Raw genomic sequence first — 16,213 nt, 5'->3', positions numbered from 1 at the left:
ATTTCGGAGATAGCAAAATAGATTTAAGATGTTTTTCTCACTTGCACATAGAAAAATACTGATAAAAATAAAGCTAGAAATAACGAAAAAGGAACAAGAAGCAACAGATGCTTATTTCCACTTTCCTTCTCTTTTACTTCGTCTGCAACGACAACTTTACTTTCCATTTTTTTATTTGGTTGTTCACTTTGTATTTTTGTAAGCGTAATCTTTTTGATAGATCTACCATTGTCCCCGCTCATTTCAAGTTCTCCAGCAGCACTAACTTCTTTTGTAACGATTTCTCCTATATGTTTTGTAATATACTCATCTTGATTAAGAACATATCTGTTGTCTAAGTTATCTTTAAAATGTTCATTTGCCATAACCAATTCAGTTTCAAAATTTTGGAACCCATAATCAAGCAATGTTTTTGTATCTTCATATGCCTGATTGTCTGACATAGCATTTAATGTAACAGCTATTAAACTAATTTTTTCACGGTTTGCAGTTGTTACTAGTGTAAATCCTGATTCCTGTACAAATCCATTTTTGCCACCAGAAATACCTTCATACTCTTTATCTCGAACCATTTCATGATGGTTTACAATGGTTGTATCCCATGTTTGACCGTCCCAGGCTAATTCACTAGTTTGAAATATCTCCATAAACGTTTCATTTTTCATTGCGTATCGAGTAATTTTTGCCATATCTTCAGCAGTTGTCATGTGTTCTGGATCATAAAGTCCATGAGGATTTTTAAATATTGTGTGCTGTACGCCAATTTCCTCTTTTAAATAAGAATTAAAATCAATAATAAACTCATCAATCGTTCCACTTAAATGTTCAGCTATTGCCACCCCTGCGTCATTACCAGAGTTTATAACCAGACCTTGAATTAATTTTATTAAAGGGACCTGCTCATCAACCTCTAGATAAACACGTGTACCATCCACATTTCTGGCATTCTCACTAACTGTCACAATATCTTCTAAATGACCTTTTTCAATTGCATAAATCGCTGTCGCAATCTTTGTAATGCTGGCAGGCGGCACTTGTACCTGACTATTTTTTTCATATATTGTTTGACCTGACTGGGCATCTAGTAGAATGACTGATTCGCTATAAAGTGGTAAATCTTGATTTTCTAAAGCAGAAATACTATTTGGTATAAATATTGTCCATACTAACAGAATGAAAAAAACAGATTTTATTTTGTTTTTTATCATGTTGTTACTCCTATCAAATTTATGTTCTATTCCATATTAGCATAACAAGTAAAAGATTAAGAGAGCAATGTAAGGTTTTAGTAATTGATTCTTTATTATTGACTCTTTTAAAAAGACAGTATATAATTTGAAACTGACGAACGTAAGGAAGGTTGATCACTATGTCAGCAATTGAAATAAAACATTCTGCATTACAACAATTCGCCATGCATGGTTATGATGGTACCTCACTATCATTAATAGCAAACGACGTTGGGATAAAAAAGCAATCTATTTATTCTCATTTCACAAACAAAGATGAATTATTTCTGACCATCTTAGCTGAGGTAATTGAAGATGAGAAAAACTACCTCCTCACTTACTTTTCAGAAAATGAAAAACTTGAATTAAGGTCGAAGCTCTATCATTTTTTGACAAACAGTTGTCAAAGGTATGAAAGAGAAGCTTCAATGAAATTTTTATTAAGAAACGGGTATTTACCTCCGTCACATTTACATGGACAAGTGATGGACAGCCTTTATTCCTATTACGATGAAGTTGAATCAATCGTTATCAATAATTTACAAAGTCATCAGCCTGAATTAGCATTTCCATTAAAAGAGGTGGCTGTTTCATATATCGGACTATTCGATTCTTTATTAATCGAGCTTCTATATGGTGGATTTGAACGTTTTCAGCGACGGTTAAATGCTTGTTGGAATATTTATTGGAAAGGTATATCCAACTAAAGGAGGATAAGACATATGGGCAAATATTGGTTTCTTGTTTATTTTGCCGTTATTTTTGAAGTTAGTTGGGTAACAGGCTTAAAACATGCTAACAGTACGCTTGCATGGATCATGACTGTTATATCAATTCTTATTAGTTTTTATCTATTAATTCAGGCAACGAATCGACTGCCGATTAGCACTGTTTATGCTGTATTCACCGGATTAGGGGCTACTGGAACTGTTATTATTGAACTTCTCTTTTTTAGTCATGAAATTAACTGGGTTAAAGTTGGACTTTGTGCAATCTTAATTGCAGGGGTTGTTGGTCTGAAAATGGTGACAGACGATCACCAAACCCCTTCTTCGAAAGGAGAGATTTAATGATGGACTGGTTATTCCTTATTTTAGCTGGCCTTTGTGAAGTTGCTGGTGTTGCTGCGATCGCCCGATTTAATATGCAAAAAAGTTGGCTTAATGCATTTTTTCTAGCTTTAGGTTTTGGTACTAGCTTTTTCTTTCTGACCATAGCTATGCAAACTATTTCAATGGGAACAGCCTATGCTGTCTGGACGGGAATCGGAACAGTTGGCAGTACATTGTTTGGCATCTTCTTTTTAGGAGAACCTGCTGGGTGGAAGAGATTATTATTTATCTCAATGATTATTTCAGCAACAATTGGTCTGAAATTTATACCGTCTTAGACGTTAGAAATAGGCAGTGCATCTGATGCACTGCCTTAACTTTATCTTCTAGGTTTAGTCGGATCACAATTTGGCTTTTCTGTATTTGAAGCTTCTGCAACCTTCATTAAGTAATAGCATTCTTCCCTCATCATATGATCTGCCATTAGTGGGGAAAAGGTACTAAGCATTTCATTATTTAATTCCATTTCCTCTATTTCCGCTAAAAAGCCTCTAAATAATTCAATCTCCAGCTTTACATCTTTATTCATTTTGGTTAAGGCTGGGAATGAGTCCACATTTGCTCGTAAATAACCTGATAATTCTACTGCTTTTAAATAAAAATCCTCGAAGTCTTTTGTAAAAACATCACTCTTTTGCTTTAATTGCTTTTCAGCTCTGTCTAGTGTGTCCGAAATAGCTCCTGCATGTCCTGCAGCATCTAACAACCACAATAAATGGTGATGAAGCTCGTGAAAGATTGGTGGCTTCTCCTTCTTTTTCAAATAAGAAAGAACCAATAAATATTCTTCAAGCTCATTGACCATATGATTTATAAATGAAGGTGGAAGATGTATGGTCATTTTTTCAACGAGATGTCTTTCAATAATAGAGAGCTTAAACTTACGAAGTTCTTTTGCATATTCTTCAGCTTCTAATGTTAATGCAACAAAGTTCGTTTGTTCTCTTGATTTTTTTAATAATGTGTCAAATATATCTTTAAATTCCTTTGCCTTCTCTATATCCTTCTGCTCATTTACTGACAAAGCATTTAAAATAAACCGTGCATGATCTCCAAGAACTTGTAGCCAAAACTGATGTTCAAACGCTGCCGCTTGCTCATATGTTTTCATCTTCATCCTCTCCCCTATCGTTATTCCTTAAACTTTATGACTAAAGGGCTTGTATTAGTAAATAAACCTGAAAAAAGCAGCATATCCTCCTTGATGAAGAATATACATAACCATGTTCATACCAAAAAAATGAGGAGGGTTTCTTCATGTTTTATCACATCAAGGAACTTCAATACAATGCGAAACCCGATCGTCCAGATGCCGTTTATGCAAAAAAACTTCAGGAAATATTAGGTGGTCAATACGGAGAGATTTCTGTTGCGATGCAATACTTATTTCAAGGTTGGGGAACAAGATGTCCTGGTAAATATAAAGATATGCTTCTAGATATTGGTACTGAGGAGCTTGCACATATTGAAATGCTCGCCACAATGATTGGCAGGTTACTTGATAACGCTCCACTTAAGGACCAAGAGGAAGCAGCAAAAGATCCAGTTATTGAAGCGGTTCTTGGCGGAATGAATCCACAGCATGCCATTGTAGCTGGATTAGGTGCTCTCCCAGTCAATAGTGTTGGTGTCCCATGGCAAGGAGCTTACATCATTGCTAGTGGTAACTTATTAGCTGATTTTAGAGCAAATTTAAATGCTGAGTCACAAGGTAGGCTTCAAGCAGTACGTTTATATGAAGCAACAGATGATCGTGGCGTTAAGGATATGCTTTCGTTTTTAATAGCTAGAGATAGAATGCACCAAAATCAATGGTTGGCTGCGATTGCTGAATTAGAGGCCAAGGAAGGAAAGACTGTACCTAGTACATTCCCTATTAATCTTGAAGCACAGCAATTTTCTTATAAATTTATGAATCTTTCAAGAGGAGAAGAAAGTGCTAAGGGACGTTGGGCGAGCGGTCCAAGTATGGATGGTCAAGGTGTATTCGAATACGTTCAACACCCACAGCCACATGCACCAAAACCAATTCCACGCCCAGCACCACCTGTTTATCATGACACTCCTCCAGGAGCCTGTTAAAAAACATGAGGCAATCGGTACATTCCGATTGCCTCATGTTTTTTCGTAAAAAGTTAATGAAAAATATGTCTTTCCCAGTACATCATAAGCTCGTCTTCTTCCACTTTTGTCATAGATAACTTTTCTAGAACTTTAATAGAAGCAGTATTGGTCTTTAAGCATTCTGCTATCACCTTTTGTACTTCTCCTGATTTGAAGGCCCAATTAAGGAGTGCTTCAACCGCTTCAGCTGCATACCCTTTTCCTTGTGCTTCTTTTAATATTCCATATCCTACTTCCACGATACCATTTTCAGGTTTTCCTTTAAATCCAATATCGCCGATCAATTGTTCATCATCTTTACGAAAAACGAGCCATACTCCCCAGCCTTTGAGATCAGAATCTACTTCTACTTCTTCCAAGTAGTGCTGAACATGTGGACCTCTGTCCATCTCCACTGGTAATAATTCCTCTTCACAGGGTTTAATTATTAATCGGTTCGTTACAATTTCCATGTCTTTTCCTCTTCCTTTGACTAACTAGTTAATGATGAAGATAGCGGGAGAGTGATAGAAACGGTTGTCCCATTTGAATCACTGTTAATTTGCACTTCACCATCATGCTGCTTCACAATCTCAAAGCTTACCATTACACCCAATCCTGTACCATTTTCCTTTGTAGTAAAAAATGGCTCACCTATTTTCTTAAGAATTTCATCGGGAATTCCTGGTCCTTGGTCAATAATTTTAATTATGAGAGATTGATCTCCAACTTTTTCACTTTTGACTAAGATCATCCCACCATTGGTATAACTCATTGCTTCAATTGCATTTTTAATAAAGTTAATAAACACTTGTTTTAATTTGTTTTCATCACATAAAACCTCTAATGAATCCTTTGAGAAAGACGTTTGAATATGTACATCATGTAAAATTGCCTGTGATTTGGTTAGCGCAACTACATGTTGCAATATACCTTTTATATCTTTATTGCAGTATTTATCAAGTTGTGGTTTTGCTAAAGCTAATAATTCGCTTAGGATTATTTCAATCCTATTAATTTCAGCTGAAATCACCGAGAAAAATTCTTGCTTATAGCTCTTCCCACTCTCCATTAACTGCAAAAACCCTTTAATAGCAGTTATTGGATTTCGAATTTCATGTGCAATCCCTGCTGCCAATTGACCTGCGACAGAAAGCTTTTCAGAGTTAACCATCACTTCGTGTGCTAATTTTCTCTCAGTAATATCTCTAATAAGTAAATTAACAGCTCTATCTCCTTGATAGATTGTTGGAATGGCTTTAATTTCAACATCAATCTCTTTATCTGTTAATTGAAGCAACTTCTCTTCATAAAGTTCTGATGCAACACCGTCTTCTTCTGCTTCTTTCAAACATTTAATCAGATGGCTTTCTACTATTTTTGGAATAAAATCCTGAACATTCTTATTAATAACATCTTCTTTCTTTTCGCCGCCTAACAAGATCGATGCTACTGTGTTCGCATATACAAACCTCCCGTTTTGGGTTATTATGACTCCATCAGGGGAATGTTCAATAAGACTTCTGTGTAGACGTTCACTTTCCTGTAGTTTTAATTTTTGACTATTAAACTTTGTAATATCCTTTGCAATGCCGTAAACACCAATCACTTCGTTATCAAAAATAATTGGTGAATTTGTTACTTCTATTTCCTTCTGTGTTTTATCCTTTGTATAAATCTTGCATTCATAATGCTGAAGGTCACCGTTCAATGTATTGTGAAAAACCTCGTCAACATAATCAAAACTATTACTTACAAGGAGATCATTGTAGCTTAAGCAATATAATTCTTCTTTCGAATATCCCGTTAGTTCTTCACAAACGTTATTTACTCTAACATAATTTCCCTCTAAGTCCATAGCATAGTAAGCTTCCTGCTTTAATTTTGCAAACTGTTGATCAAAAAAACTACTATTCTTTATGAATTCATCTAGCTTCTCTCTCTTTCCTTTATTCATTGTGCTACTCATGATGCTCCCCTTCCGTATCTTCTTCTATTTTATGTATGAATAAATGCGGTTTCTTATTTTATACGTATTAGTAATAACTAATGTCTATTTTAATTTTACACTATAAATTTTTCAAACTGTTCAATTTTTTAGAAAAAGCTTAAGTTAAAATAGACAAATAAAAAGCCAACACTCCGCAATTGATCCGAGGGGGTTAGATCATTGCGAAAGTGTCAGCTAGTAAAACATCTATATAAAGAGTAACAGCAATTCCTATTACTAAATTGCTTTATGCATTTGTACTATCTTTGTTTGTAAGCTTAATCGTAACGGTCATTTTTTCTCCTGCTCGGTAAAGAGTTACTTTTACTTCTTCACCAATTTCCGTTTCTGAGTATAGAAACTTTCTTAAATCACTTGAACTTGTGATTTCTTGATCGTTCATTGAGACAATCACATCTTGTTGCTTGAGACCTGCTTCATCTGCCGGTGATGCTGGTGAAACATTCCCAACAATAACGCCTTCTGTCACTTCTTCAGGTAGACTCATGTTTTGTTGTAAATAATATTGAGGTACCTCACTCATCTCAACTAATCCTACACCAAGGAAAGGACGTTGGATTTTTCCATTAGACAATAGCTCTTCAGCAATAGGAACTACATCGTTACTCGGAATGGCAAAGCCTAGCCCTTCTACACCGCTATCACTAATTTTTAAACTATTAATTCCGATAACCTGTCCACTCATGTTTATTAATGGACCTCCACTGTTACCTGGATTAATTGCTGCATCTGTTTGAAGAACATCAAGTGCCCAATTACCTTCAGATGTTGTTACATCAATTGTTCGATCAATACCGCTTATGATTCCTTGTGTTACGGTTCTTGAGAATTCTTCTCCTAATGGATTTCCAATTGCGATCACATCTTCACCTGTACGAAGTTGTGATGAATCACCTAAATCTGCCACAACTTCAACATGCTCTGCATCGATTTTGAGTACAGCTATGTCAGTTAATGCATCCGTTCCAACTAGCTCTGCTGGAACTTTCTCTCCATTATAAAGAGTTACTTCAATTGATTGTGCTCCTTCAATAACGTGGTTATTTGTTAAAATATATCCTACATCACCTTCTTTTTTAAAGATGAATCCTGAACCTGTTCCAGCTTCAACACTTTCTGATGAGCTGTTAAAGAAATCTCTGCTTGTTTGTGTTTGCATATTCGTAATCCCAACAATTGCTGGCGTTAGGCTATCAACGATATCAGCAATAGAGCTAGAATTTGTAGATAGTTCTTGTGTTGAGACATTAGGGGCAGAATCATTATTTTGAGTAACAGCTTCAACTGCAGCTGTATTTTGTTCTACTGTCGGTTGTTGCTCCTGTGTATAAGTCGTCACACCTAATACTAATGCTCCACCAACAATTCCACTTAGCAGTGAAGAGAAAATTGGTTTGATACTTTTTTTTGTTTTTTTCTGTTCGCGTGTAATGTCTGTTTGATCATAATATCCCATATTTTTTCCTCCTATAATAATCAATCGTTATCTTTTATAAAATCAGTGAAATGATTTAGATGCCTTGAGAACTTACAAACCCACCTATAATGAGTAAAACAAAAAGAAGGGAAACACCTGTAAAAATTAAAGCTCTCATTTCATTATCTCCTTTTATCACGTCCACCTAAAGTGTTCGCTTTTTTGCTTACCTTAACTATATGACAAGAGTTTGGGATAATAATGAGAGAATTGTGGGAAATTGTGAAATTTATCAAGAATTGAAATAGAACATTGTATAATAGCGATGAAAGGAAGTGACACGATGAGTTACAATGTATACTTAGTCGAGGATGAACAGAATTTAAATGAATTGTTAACCATGTATCTCAAAAATGAAAAATGGTCTGTTACCTCTTGCCTTACCGGGTCCCAGGCAAGAGAGCTAATAGACAAGCCTCCTCATTTATGGATCCTGGATATTATGCTTCCTGATATTGACGGATATCAATTAATTCGTGAAATAAAAGCAGCGTCACCTAACGTTCCTGTTATTTTTATCTCTGCTAGAGATGCTGATATTGATCGTGTTTTAGGGTTGGAGCTTGGTAGTGATGATTATATTTCAAAACCTTTTTTACCAAGAGAACTTGTCATTCGAGCACAAAAACTATTATCAAGAACATATATAGAAGAATCAAATGAATCTAGTAAAGTTATTACTCTTACTCCCTATGAAATAGACGAGCAAGTAAGAATTGTTTACTTTAATAATGAAGAAGTTAACTTAACATCAAAGGAATTTGATCTGCTTCAATTGTTTATACACAATCAAGGTCAGGCTTTTTCTAGAGAGCAAATTCTAACGAATATTTGGGGAGAAGATTATTTCGGAACAGATCGAGTTGTTGATGATTTAGTCCGAAGATTAAGAAAGAAAATGCCGGAACTGAAACTAGAAACAATCTATGGATTTGGCTACAGGATGTTAAAGGGATGAAAAATAAACCGTTAGCCTTTCAAATTTGGGTAGTATTTTCAGGCATTCTTTTAGTTATTTCATTATTATTAGTGATTTTTTTCCCCACCACTTTACGAAGCTTTTTCACAAAAGAAATTTATAAAACGATTGAAAATGAACAGCTTGTATTAATGGAATACGGTAATCCTGGAAACAGTCTGCAAAATGACAAACAAAAAGACCGTACTGTTTCCCATTTGTTTTTACCTATCCAAAGTCGATACTATTTATATAGTGAAGAGCTACCAGCTGATTTTATTCGTCAAACACAGGATTTAGCTGCACAGCAAACAGCATCTAGTGAAAGATATGAAAAGAATTTACGAAATCAAACACTTTTTTATGTGATTCATAAGCTAACAATCAACGGTGAGCCTAGTTACTTACTATCCTATTCATGGGATTCTTATCGGAATGATCTTGTGTTCACCCTATTTCGACAACTCATGATTGTCATGGCCGTTGTTTTTTTATTTAGCTGGATACCGTCGATTTGGCTAGCAAGGTATTTATCAAAACCACTTGTTAAGCTTGAAAAGCATGTAAAAGACATTTCTGAGCAAGCCTGGCACGAACCAGTTGAAGTAGACCGAAACGATGAAATTGGAAAACTCGGGCACATGATTGAAAAAATGCGTCAGCATCTTGTAAGGAAAGACGAAGCTCAGCAAACGCTTCTACAAAATATTTCACATGATTTAAAAACACCTGTTATGGTTATCCGTGGGTATGCTCGATCTGTTAATGACGGTATTTTCCCGAAAGGTGATCTTTCCAGTACAATGGATGTTATAGAAGATGAATCAGAAAAGCTTGAGAAAAAAATAAAAGATTTACTATACTTAACGAAGCTTGATTTTCTATCCACAAGAAAGCCGAAAAAAGCTCCGTTTCGCCTCGATCAACTCATACACGAGGAAGTGGAACGAATTAAATGGGCAAAACCCGAACTTACTTGGAATTTAAATGTTGAAGAAGCAGCTATTTTGGGGGATTCAGAACAGTGGGAAAAGCTGCTTGAAAACCTACTTGAAAATTCCTTACGTTATGCTGAGACAGCCATTTCAATTTCAATGTCAAAATCAGAACATCATCTTACGTTGAGCTTATGGAATGATGGACCGGCTATTGACAAAGAGATAATGGGACAGCTTTTTGAACCTTTTCAAAAAGGACAAAAAGGGGAATTTGGAATTGGATTAAGCATTGTTAAACGTATTGCAGATTTGCATGAATCTAAGGTGTGGGCAGCAAACGAGAGAAATGGAGCAGCTTTCTATTTAGAAATTCCTACAGGTTAATCGTTGTAAAAAGGAGATCTAACTCAAATGTTAGATCTCCTTTTGTATTATTTAGGGTATGTCATTTCTTCTGGCTTCACATATTGATCAAATTGATCTTCAGTAAGTAGTTTCAATTGTAATGCAGCTTCTTTTAATGTTAATCCTTCTTTATGAGCAAGCTTAGCAATTTTTGCTGCATTTTCATAACCAATATGAGGATTTAAAGCGGTAACTAGCATTAATGAATCTTTCACATACTTTTCAATGACTGGAGTATTCGCCTCAATCCCAACAGCACAATTATCATGGAACGAAACAATTCCATCTGAAAGGAGTTGTACTGATTGTAAGAAGTTATAAATGATAACCGGCTTAAATACATTCAACTCAAAATTCCCCTGACTTGCTGCAAACCCAATAGTCGCGTCATTTCCCATTACTTGTACAGCAACCATTGTTAATGCTTCACTTTGAGTTGGATTTACTTTTCCTGGCATGATAGAGCTTCCTGGTTCATTTTCCGGAATCGTGATTTCACCGATTCCACATCTAGGTCCACTAGCTAACCAACGAACATCATTTGCAATCTTCATTAAGTTAGCAGCCAATGCCTTTAGTGCTCCATGAGCATATACCGTTTCATCATGGCTTGTTAAGGCATGAAATTTATTAACCGAAGATTGAAATTTTTCATTTGTAAAATCACTTATTTCTTTAGCTACACGATTACCGAACTCAGGGTGAGCATTAATACCAGTACCAACAGCTGTTCCACCTATAGCTAAATTTTTCATATAGGAGGTTGCTTGCAAAATCATTTCCTTCGTTTGCGATAGCATATGTGTCCAGCCACTAATTTCCTGCCCCAATGTTAATGGTGTAGCATCTTGTAAATGAGTACGTCCAATTTTCACAATGTCCTTAAAACTCTTCTCTTTTTCAATTAACGTAGCATGCAGCTTATCAATTGCTGGCATAAGCTTACTTTCTACTGCTAAAACTCCAGCAATATGCATTACTGTTGGAAAAGTGTCATTTGAACTTTGACTCATGTTTACATCATCATTTGGATGAATCACTTCGTTTATTCCTTTTTCCTTCAAAAGCTCATTTCCTCTTCTGGCTACAACTTCGTTTACATTCATATTACTTTGTGTGCCACTACCTGTTTGCCATACAACAAGTGGAAAGTGATCATTTAATTTTCCTTCTATGATTTCGTCACAAGCGTTAATAATTGCCTCTGCCTTTTCTTTATGTAATTTTCCAAGTGAATCGTTTACAATTGCAGCACTTCTTTTTAAAATGGCAAATCCAGTAATAACCTCGTTTGGCATTTTTTCTCCACCAATTTTAAAATTTTGCTTGCTGCGTTGAGTTTGTGCTCCCCAATACTTTTCAGCTGGTACTTGAATCTCTCCCATTGTGTCTTTCTCTACACGATAATCCAACTAACACACCTCCGAAAAAAATTCACTTCACTTTTCTATTTTATGGGTTTTTTGGTGATTTTAAAAGTAATGACACTTCTTGTTAGTTTCATACAGTAAGCAAAGAATTTAATGTTATTTCATATTGATTAAATTTTAAATAAATTTTTCCTTTAAATCTTAGTTTATTCATTAGACAAACTAAGATTTAGTTGTTATAATGAAAACAGTTAATGATCATTCACTTACTTAACATTATTGTGAAAGCGATAACAGCTAATCATATTTAAACAGGAGGGATAAGCAAATATGAGTACTCGGGGGCAAAATAATAATTCAATCTACTAATCTAGCTATTGATAAAATCTTAAACATTGTTGTAAAACCTTAATACATAATTTCATTTCTATAAGAAAGGAGATAGAGGAATATATAGTAAAGAATAATGATCTATACTATTTTAATAAAGCGTTATCATTCCTCTTAAACTTATGATGAAAAAGCAAAATTCAATTTATATTATTGCCATTACTCTTGTAGCTACACTCGGTGGTTTACTTTTCGGTTATGATACAGCTGTTATATCTGGGGCTGAAAAGTCTCTAGAAGCCTATTTTATTGACAGTCTCGGACTTGATACCTTTGTACATGGGATAACAACATCTAGTGCACTGATTGGATGTATTATTGGTGGACTTATTTCTGGATATTTCGCTTCTAACTTCGGTCGAAAGAAATCATTATTAATCGCAGCAGCATTGTTTATCGTTTCGGCATTGGGCTCAGCTTACCCTGAATTTTTATTTTTCACAAAAGGTGAACCTTCTATAGCTTTATTAGTTACTTTTAACATCTATCGTATTATTGGAGGTATTGGTGTTGGCCTGGCTTCCGCAATATGTCCAATGTATATTGGTGAAATCGCTCCAGCAAATATTCGTGGTCGGTTAGTTTCTTTTAATCAATTTGCCATTATTTTTGGGATGCTAGTTGTATACTTTGTTAACTGGGGAATTGCTAAAGGTCAATCATTAGCATGGATTAACGATCTTGGCTGGAGATACATGTTTGCATCAGAGGCAATTCCAGCTTTACTATTTGCTGTATTTTTACTATTTGTTCCTGAAACACCTCGTTACTTAGCTATGAAAAAACAAGATAGTAAAGCATTACAAATTTTAGAGAAAATTAATGGATCTTCTGAAGCAAAATCAATATTATCTGAAATTAAGCAAACGGTTAGGATTCCTAAAGATAAGCTATTTTCATATGGAAAACTTGTCATTGTTATTGGTATTTTATTATCTATATTTCAACAATTTGTTGGAATCAATGTTGCTTTATATTATGCTCCTCGTATTTTTGAAAGTATGGGTGCTGCTAAAGATGCCTCTATGTTACAAACCATTGTAATGGGACTTGTTAATGTGTTTTTCACAGTTATAGCAATTTTAACGGTTGATAAGTGGGGACGTAAACCACTCTTAATTATTGGATCAATTGGAATGGCATTAGGAATGATTGGTGTTTCTACTATGGCATTTACAGGTGTAATTGGGATCAGCACACTTATTTTCATTATTATCTATACTGCTTCCTTCATGATGTCCTGGGGACCTATTTGCTGGGTTTTAATCTCTGAAATATTCCCTAACAAAATTCGTGGGCAGGCAGTTGCTATCGCAGTTGCAGCGCAATGGGCTGCCAATTATTTCATCTCATCAACGTATCCGATGATGATGGAATATAGTGGTGGTTTAACATATGGATTTTATGGCTTAATGAGTATACTTTCAGCCATTTTTGTTTGGAAGTTTGTTCCTGAAACCAAAGGTAGAACATTAGAAGATATGGAAAATATTTGGATTACAAAGCAAGATAAATATAGTGCATAAAAAACAGGCGTTGGCTAAGACCAACGCCTGTTTTTTGCCTTTAAATCGCTTGTAAACCAGCTTGATTCAAGAAATTCCAAGGTTTATTATAATGCGGCTGGAAGAAGAAATCGACAAAGCCTAATTCATCCATTGTCATGTTATTTTGAATACAAACAGATAACGTATTGATCGACTGTGTCACATCGACTTTAGACATGACCTGAGCCCCGACTATTCGTTTCGTATCTTCCTCATACACTACTTTCAACATAATGTCTTCAAATGTTGGCATAAACTCTGGGCGGTCATGCTCTAAGATTGTGATACTTTTCACATTTAATCCCATACGAAATGCTGAAGCTTCAGTTAATCCTGTTGTTGCGATGTTTTGATCATAGATTTTTATACCAGAAGTTCCTTGTGTTCCCATATATCTAATTGTTGGTTTCACTAAGTTTTTTGCTACTAATGTTCCCATACGAACTGCATTTGTCGCAAGTGGAATATAGGCATAATCACCTGTTGGATTGTAACGGATGGCACAGCTATCTCCAGCAGCAAACACATCTTTATGACTTGTTCTCATATACTCATCAACTTTTATTGCACCATTAGTAAGCATATCGACTTGTCCTTTTACTAATCCTGTATTCGGCTGGAAACCGATACATAAGATAACTAAGTCAGCATCATAATGACCTTTAGTTGTTTCAACAGCAGACACTTTTCCTTCTTTTCCTGTGAATCGTGTAACTGTTTCTCCTAACGCTAAATGGATATCTCGATCCTGAAAATCTTTTTCTACTATATTTGTAAATGGTTCATCTAAATATTTGCTTAAAATTCTTTCTTCTCCATCAATAAGTGTTACATTCTTACCACTCATTTCAAAAGCTTCAACCAACTCGATCCCTATATATCCTGCACCTACTACAACAATGTTTTGTGCATCTTTTGCTTTTTCAATAATTGTGTTGGCATGGTGGAAGTTCTTACATAAAAGGACATTCTCCATATTAATTCCTTCTATTTTCGGTATAACTGGCCAAGAGCCTGTTGTCATGACAAGTTTGTCAAATGTATCTTCAACTTTTTTATTCGCTGTCAGATCACGAGCCTCAATTGTTTTCTTTTCAATGTTAATATCTAATACTTCATGCTTCATTTTCATCTTTACGCCGTGCTTTTCTAATTCTTCAGGAGAGCAATAAAATAAACCATTAGGATCTTTCACCACTCCGCTAACATGTAAAGCAATCCCACAAGATAAAAAAGAAATATTATCGTTTTTTTCGTAAACTGTAATTTCTGCCTCCGGGTAAAGCTTAATCATATTTGAAACAGCAGCAGTGCCTGCGTGTGTACATCCAATAACAGCAATTTTCATTTAGTATTCCTCCTAAATTATATTGTGAAGTTTTTCACATATTTTTGTGAAATGTTTCACATTCACTTGATGTTTTTATTATATTTTACTTTTTTCAAAAAGACAATACTTTTTTGTGAAGTTTTTCACAAACTTATTTTAAAAAGGTGCATCCTCCTGTTTTTGTGAGGTTGCACCTTTTATCCTTTTCAATTTATTCTTGATCACTATCAATTGTTAGCCCTTCAACAAACTTACGATCCATTAATTTTTTCTTCTTTCTAACATCTTTGGCATCAAAAACCTGGTCCATGTCATATTCATCCGGATACAGTTCCTCCGCTTGGATAAAAGGCTTTACCCGCTTGTGATTGAGCGTCATTCTTTCTCCCTTTACAATTAGCTTCATTTCTCCAACAGCATTGGCTGTCATTTCAACAATTCCCTTTGTATGAAGGTGAGGAATCCAGACTGCATCTCCTATTTGGTAGTTTTTTGTATGCTTTTCACTTCTTACTTTTTCTATTTTACGTTCAGATTTTTTCCTATTCTTTGTTTTAGGAACAATCGCTACTTCTTCTGTTGAACGGGAGTTGGAAATCTCTTTTGCCCGGTTAATAATATTGGCGGGCATACCAAGCTTCTGCGCAATCGAGAATGCCTGGCTTTCCCCTCCTTTCCCTACAATCAGTTTATAAAGAGGTTGAAGAGTATAAATATCAAAATCCATTGATCCATTTTGAAAGCCTTCTGCTTTTTCGGCATAATCTTTTATTTCACTGTAATGGGTTGTAGCAATTAGCATAGCGCCTGAGTTATAGATTTCTTCTAGTATAGAAATGGCTAATCCCATTCCTTCACGTGGATCTGTTCCTGAGCCAATCTCATCTAAAATAACAAGAGTATCTTCACGTGATTGTCTCAAAATATCAATCACATTTCGAATATGTGATGAAAACGTGCTTAATGAATGCTCGATGCTTTGATGATCACCAATATCAACAAAGATGTTTTTTACAATGCTAAACGTACTGAAAGAGTCAGCCGGTACATGAAGACCTGATTGAACCATCATTGATAACAAGCCAACCATTTTTATTGTGACTGTTTTACCTCCTGTGTTAGGACCTGTGATGACAAGTGCCATATATTCTTGGCCTAATGACAAAGTTAAAGGAACAGCATTCAATCCTAATAAAGGATGTCTGGCATTGAATATCTGGAAGCCTTCATACTGCTTTATTTGGACTTCATTTCCTTTCATCGATTGACTTAACTTTGCTTTAGCAAAAATAAAGTCATAAGATACCATTCCCTCTATGTTAATTAGCGTATTGTCAAAACTT

At 35.2% G+C, this 16,213-nt stretch carries 15 protein-coding genes; 7 read left to right on the top strand and 8 right to left on the bottom strand.

The annotated features are described in order from the left end of the window. Positions 1–23 precede the first annotated feature (23 nt). Positions 24–1,208, bottom strand: coding sequence for a D-alanyl-D-alanine carboxypeptidase family protein (locus COD11_RS08915; RefSeq protein ID WP_098796415.1), 1,185 nt, complete (start codon positions 1,206–1,208; stop codon positions 24–26). Positions 1,209–1,369: 161 nt separating this feature from the next. Between COD11_RS08915 and COD11_RS08910 the strand changes: the two genes are divergently transcribed. Genes COD11_RS08910 through COD11_RS08900 form a run of 3 tightly spaced genes read left to right on the top strand, consistent with a single transcriptional unit; the run spans position 1,370 to position 2,619 of the window. Next, positions 1,370–1,936: a TetR/AcrR family transcriptional regulator gene (locus COD11_RS08910; RefSeq protein WP_098796414.1), complete on the top strand. Its 567-nt coding sequence runs from the start codon at positions 1,370–1,372 to the stop codon at positions 1,934–1,936. 15 nt (positions 1,937–1,951) lie between these two features. Continuing rightward, positions 1,952–2,299, top strand: a complete 348-nt coding sequence (locus COD11_RS08905; RefSeq protein WP_098796413.1) for a DMT family transporter — start codon at positions 1,952–1,954, stop codon at positions 2,297–2,299. Positions 2,300–2,301: 2 nt separating this feature from the next. After that, positions 2,302–2,619 (top strand): DMT family transporter, encoded by a 318-nt coding sequence (locus COD11_RS08900; protein WP_098796454.1) that lies wholly within the window; start codon positions 2,302–2,304, stop codon positions 2,617–2,619. Between the two features lie 41 nt (positions 2,620–2,660). Here COD11_RS08900 and COD11_RS08895 read toward each other — a convergent pair whose 3' ends face one another. Next, positions 2,661–3,452 (bottom strand): DUF2935 domain-containing protein, encoded by a 792-nt coding sequence (locus tag COD11_RS08895; protein WP_098796412.1) that lies wholly within the window; start codon positions 3,450–3,452, stop codon positions 2,661–2,663. 146 nt (positions 3,453–3,598) lie between these two features. Between COD11_RS08895 and COD11_RS08890 the strand changes: the two genes are divergently transcribed. After that, a complete protein-coding gene (locus COD11_RS08890) occupies positions 3,599–4,423 on the top strand; it encodes a manganese catalase (protein WP_098796411.1) in 825 nt (274 codons plus the stop codon). Between the two features lie 53 nt (positions 4,424–4,476). On the opposite strand, the gene COD11_RS08885 is transcribed toward COD11_RS08890, so the two are convergent. From COD11_RS08885 to COD11_RS08875, 3 genes are all read right to left on the bottom strand, one after another. After that, complete coding sequence (locus COD11_RS08885) at positions 4,477–4,917, bottom strand: GNAT family N-acetyltransferase (protein ID WP_098796410.1); 441 nt, start codon at positions 4,915–4,917, stop codon at positions 4,477–4,479. Positions 4,918–4,937: 20 nt separating this feature from the next. Then, positions 4,938–6,413: a PAS domain S-box protein gene (locus COD11_RS08880; protein ID WP_098796409.1), complete on the bottom strand. Its 1,476-nt coding sequence runs from the start codon at positions 6,411–6,413 to the stop codon at positions 4,938–4,940. A 268-nt stretch (positions 6,414–6,681) separates the two neighbouring features. After that, entirely contained in the window at positions 6,682–7,911 is a 1,230-nt protein-coding gene (locus COD11_RS08875; RefSeq protein ID WP_098796408.1) for a S1C family serine protease, read from the bottom strand. A 304-nt stretch (positions 7,912–8,215) separates the two neighbouring features. Between COD11_RS08875 and COD11_RS08870 the strand changes: the two genes are divergently transcribed. After that, positions 8,216–8,890 (top strand): response regulator transcription factor, encoded by a 675-nt coding sequence (locus COD11_RS08870; RefSeq protein ID WP_098796407.1) that lies wholly within the window; start codon positions 8,216–8,218, stop codon positions 8,888–8,890. Further along, a complete protein-coding gene (locus COD11_RS08865; protein WP_098796406.1) occupies positions 8,887–10,212 on the top strand; it encodes a sensor histidine kinase in 1,326 nt (441 codons plus the stop codon). The genes COD11_RS08870 and COD11_RS08865 overlap by 4 nt, the downstream gene beginning before the upstream one ends. Before the next feature lie 47 nt (positions 10,213–10,259). Here COD11_RS08865 and fumC read toward each other — a convergent pair whose 3' ends face one another. Continuing rightward, positions 10,260–11,645, bottom strand: a complete 1,386-nt coding sequence (fumC, locus tag COD11_RS08860) for a class II fumarate hydratase (protein WP_098796405.1) — start codon at positions 11,643–11,645, stop codon at positions 10,260–10,262. A gap of 470 nt (positions 11,646–12,115) precedes the next feature. Here fumC and xylE point away from each other — a divergent pair, with 470 nt between their 5' ends. After that, a complete protein-coding gene (xylE, locus tag COD11_RS08855; RefSeq protein WP_098796404.1) occupies positions 12,116–13,519 on the top strand; it encodes a D-xylose transporter XylE in 1,404 nt (467 codons plus the stop codon). A 40-nt stretch (positions 13,520–13,559) separates the two neighbouring features. Here the strand turns inward: xylE and COD11_RS08850 are convergent, their stop codons facing one another. After that, entirely contained in the window at positions 13,560–14,888 is a 1,329-nt protein-coding gene (locus tag COD11_RS08850; RefSeq protein WP_098796403.1) for an FAD-dependent oxidoreductase, read from the bottom strand. Positions 14,889–15,081: 193 nt separating this feature from the next. Continuing rightward, a partial coding sequence (locus COD11_RS08845; protein WP_483296281.1) for a MutS-related protein occupies positions 15,082–16,213 on the bottom strand: 1,132 nt, incomplete at its 5' end.

The sequence above is a fragment of the Bacillus sp. AFS040349 genome (assembly GCF_002577655.1).
Lineage (GTDB): Bacteria > Bacillota > Bacilli > Bacillales > Bacillaceae > Metabacillus.
Note: the sequence above shows the minus strand (reverse complement) of the source record. Positions and strands in the feature narration are given on the sequence as shown.

Coding starts and splice junctions, on each gene's coding strand:
- COD11_RS08915 (WP_098796415.1), bottom strand. CDS start 1,208: ATGATAAAAAACAAAATAAAATCTGTTTTTTTCATTCTGTTAGTATGG.
- COD11_RS08865 (WP_098796406.1), top strand. CDS start 8,887: ATGAAAAATAAACCGTTAGCCTTTCAAATTTGGGTAGTATTTTCAGGC.
- xylE (WP_098796404.1), top strand. CDS start 12,116: ATGATGAAAAAGCAAAATTCAATTTATATTATTGCCATTACTCTTGTA.
- COD11_RS08850 (WP_098796403.1), bottom strand. CDS start 14,888: ATGAAAATTGCTGTTATTGGATGTACACACGCAGGCACTGCTGCTGTT.
- COD11_RS08905 (WP_098796413.1), top strand. CDS start 1,952: ATGGGCAAATATTGGTTTCTTGTTTATTTTGCCGTTATTTTTGAAGTT.
- COD11_RS08870 (WP_098796407.1), top strand. CDS start 8,216: ATGAGTTACAATGTATACTTAGTCGAGGATGAACAGAATTTAAATGAA.
- COD11_RS08900 (WP_098796454.1), top strand. CDS start 2,302: ATGGACTGGTTATTCCTTATTTTAGCTGGCCTTTGTGAAGTTGCTGGT.
- COD11_RS08885 (WP_098796410.1), bottom strand. CDS start 4,917: ATGGAAATTGTAACGAACCGATTAATAATTAAACCCTGTGAAGAGGAA.
- COD11_RS08910 (WP_098796414.1), top strand. CDS start 1,370: ATGTCAGCAATTGAAATAAAACATTCTGCATTACAACAATTCGCCATG.
- COD11_RS08880 (WP_098796409.1), bottom strand. CDS start 6,413: ATGAGTAGCACAATGAATAAAGGAAAGAGAGAGAAGCTAGATGAATTC.
- COD11_RS08895 (WP_098796412.1), bottom strand. CDS start 3,452: ATGAAAACATATGAGCAAGCGGCAGCGTTTGAACATCAGTTTTGGCTA.
- COD11_RS08875 (WP_098796408.1), bottom strand. CDS start 7,911: ATGGGATATTATGATCAAACAGACATTACACGCGAACAGAAAAAAACA.
- COD11_RS08890 (WP_098796411.1), top strand. CDS start 3,599: ATGTTTTATCACATCAAGGAACTTCAATACAATGCGAAACCCGATCGT.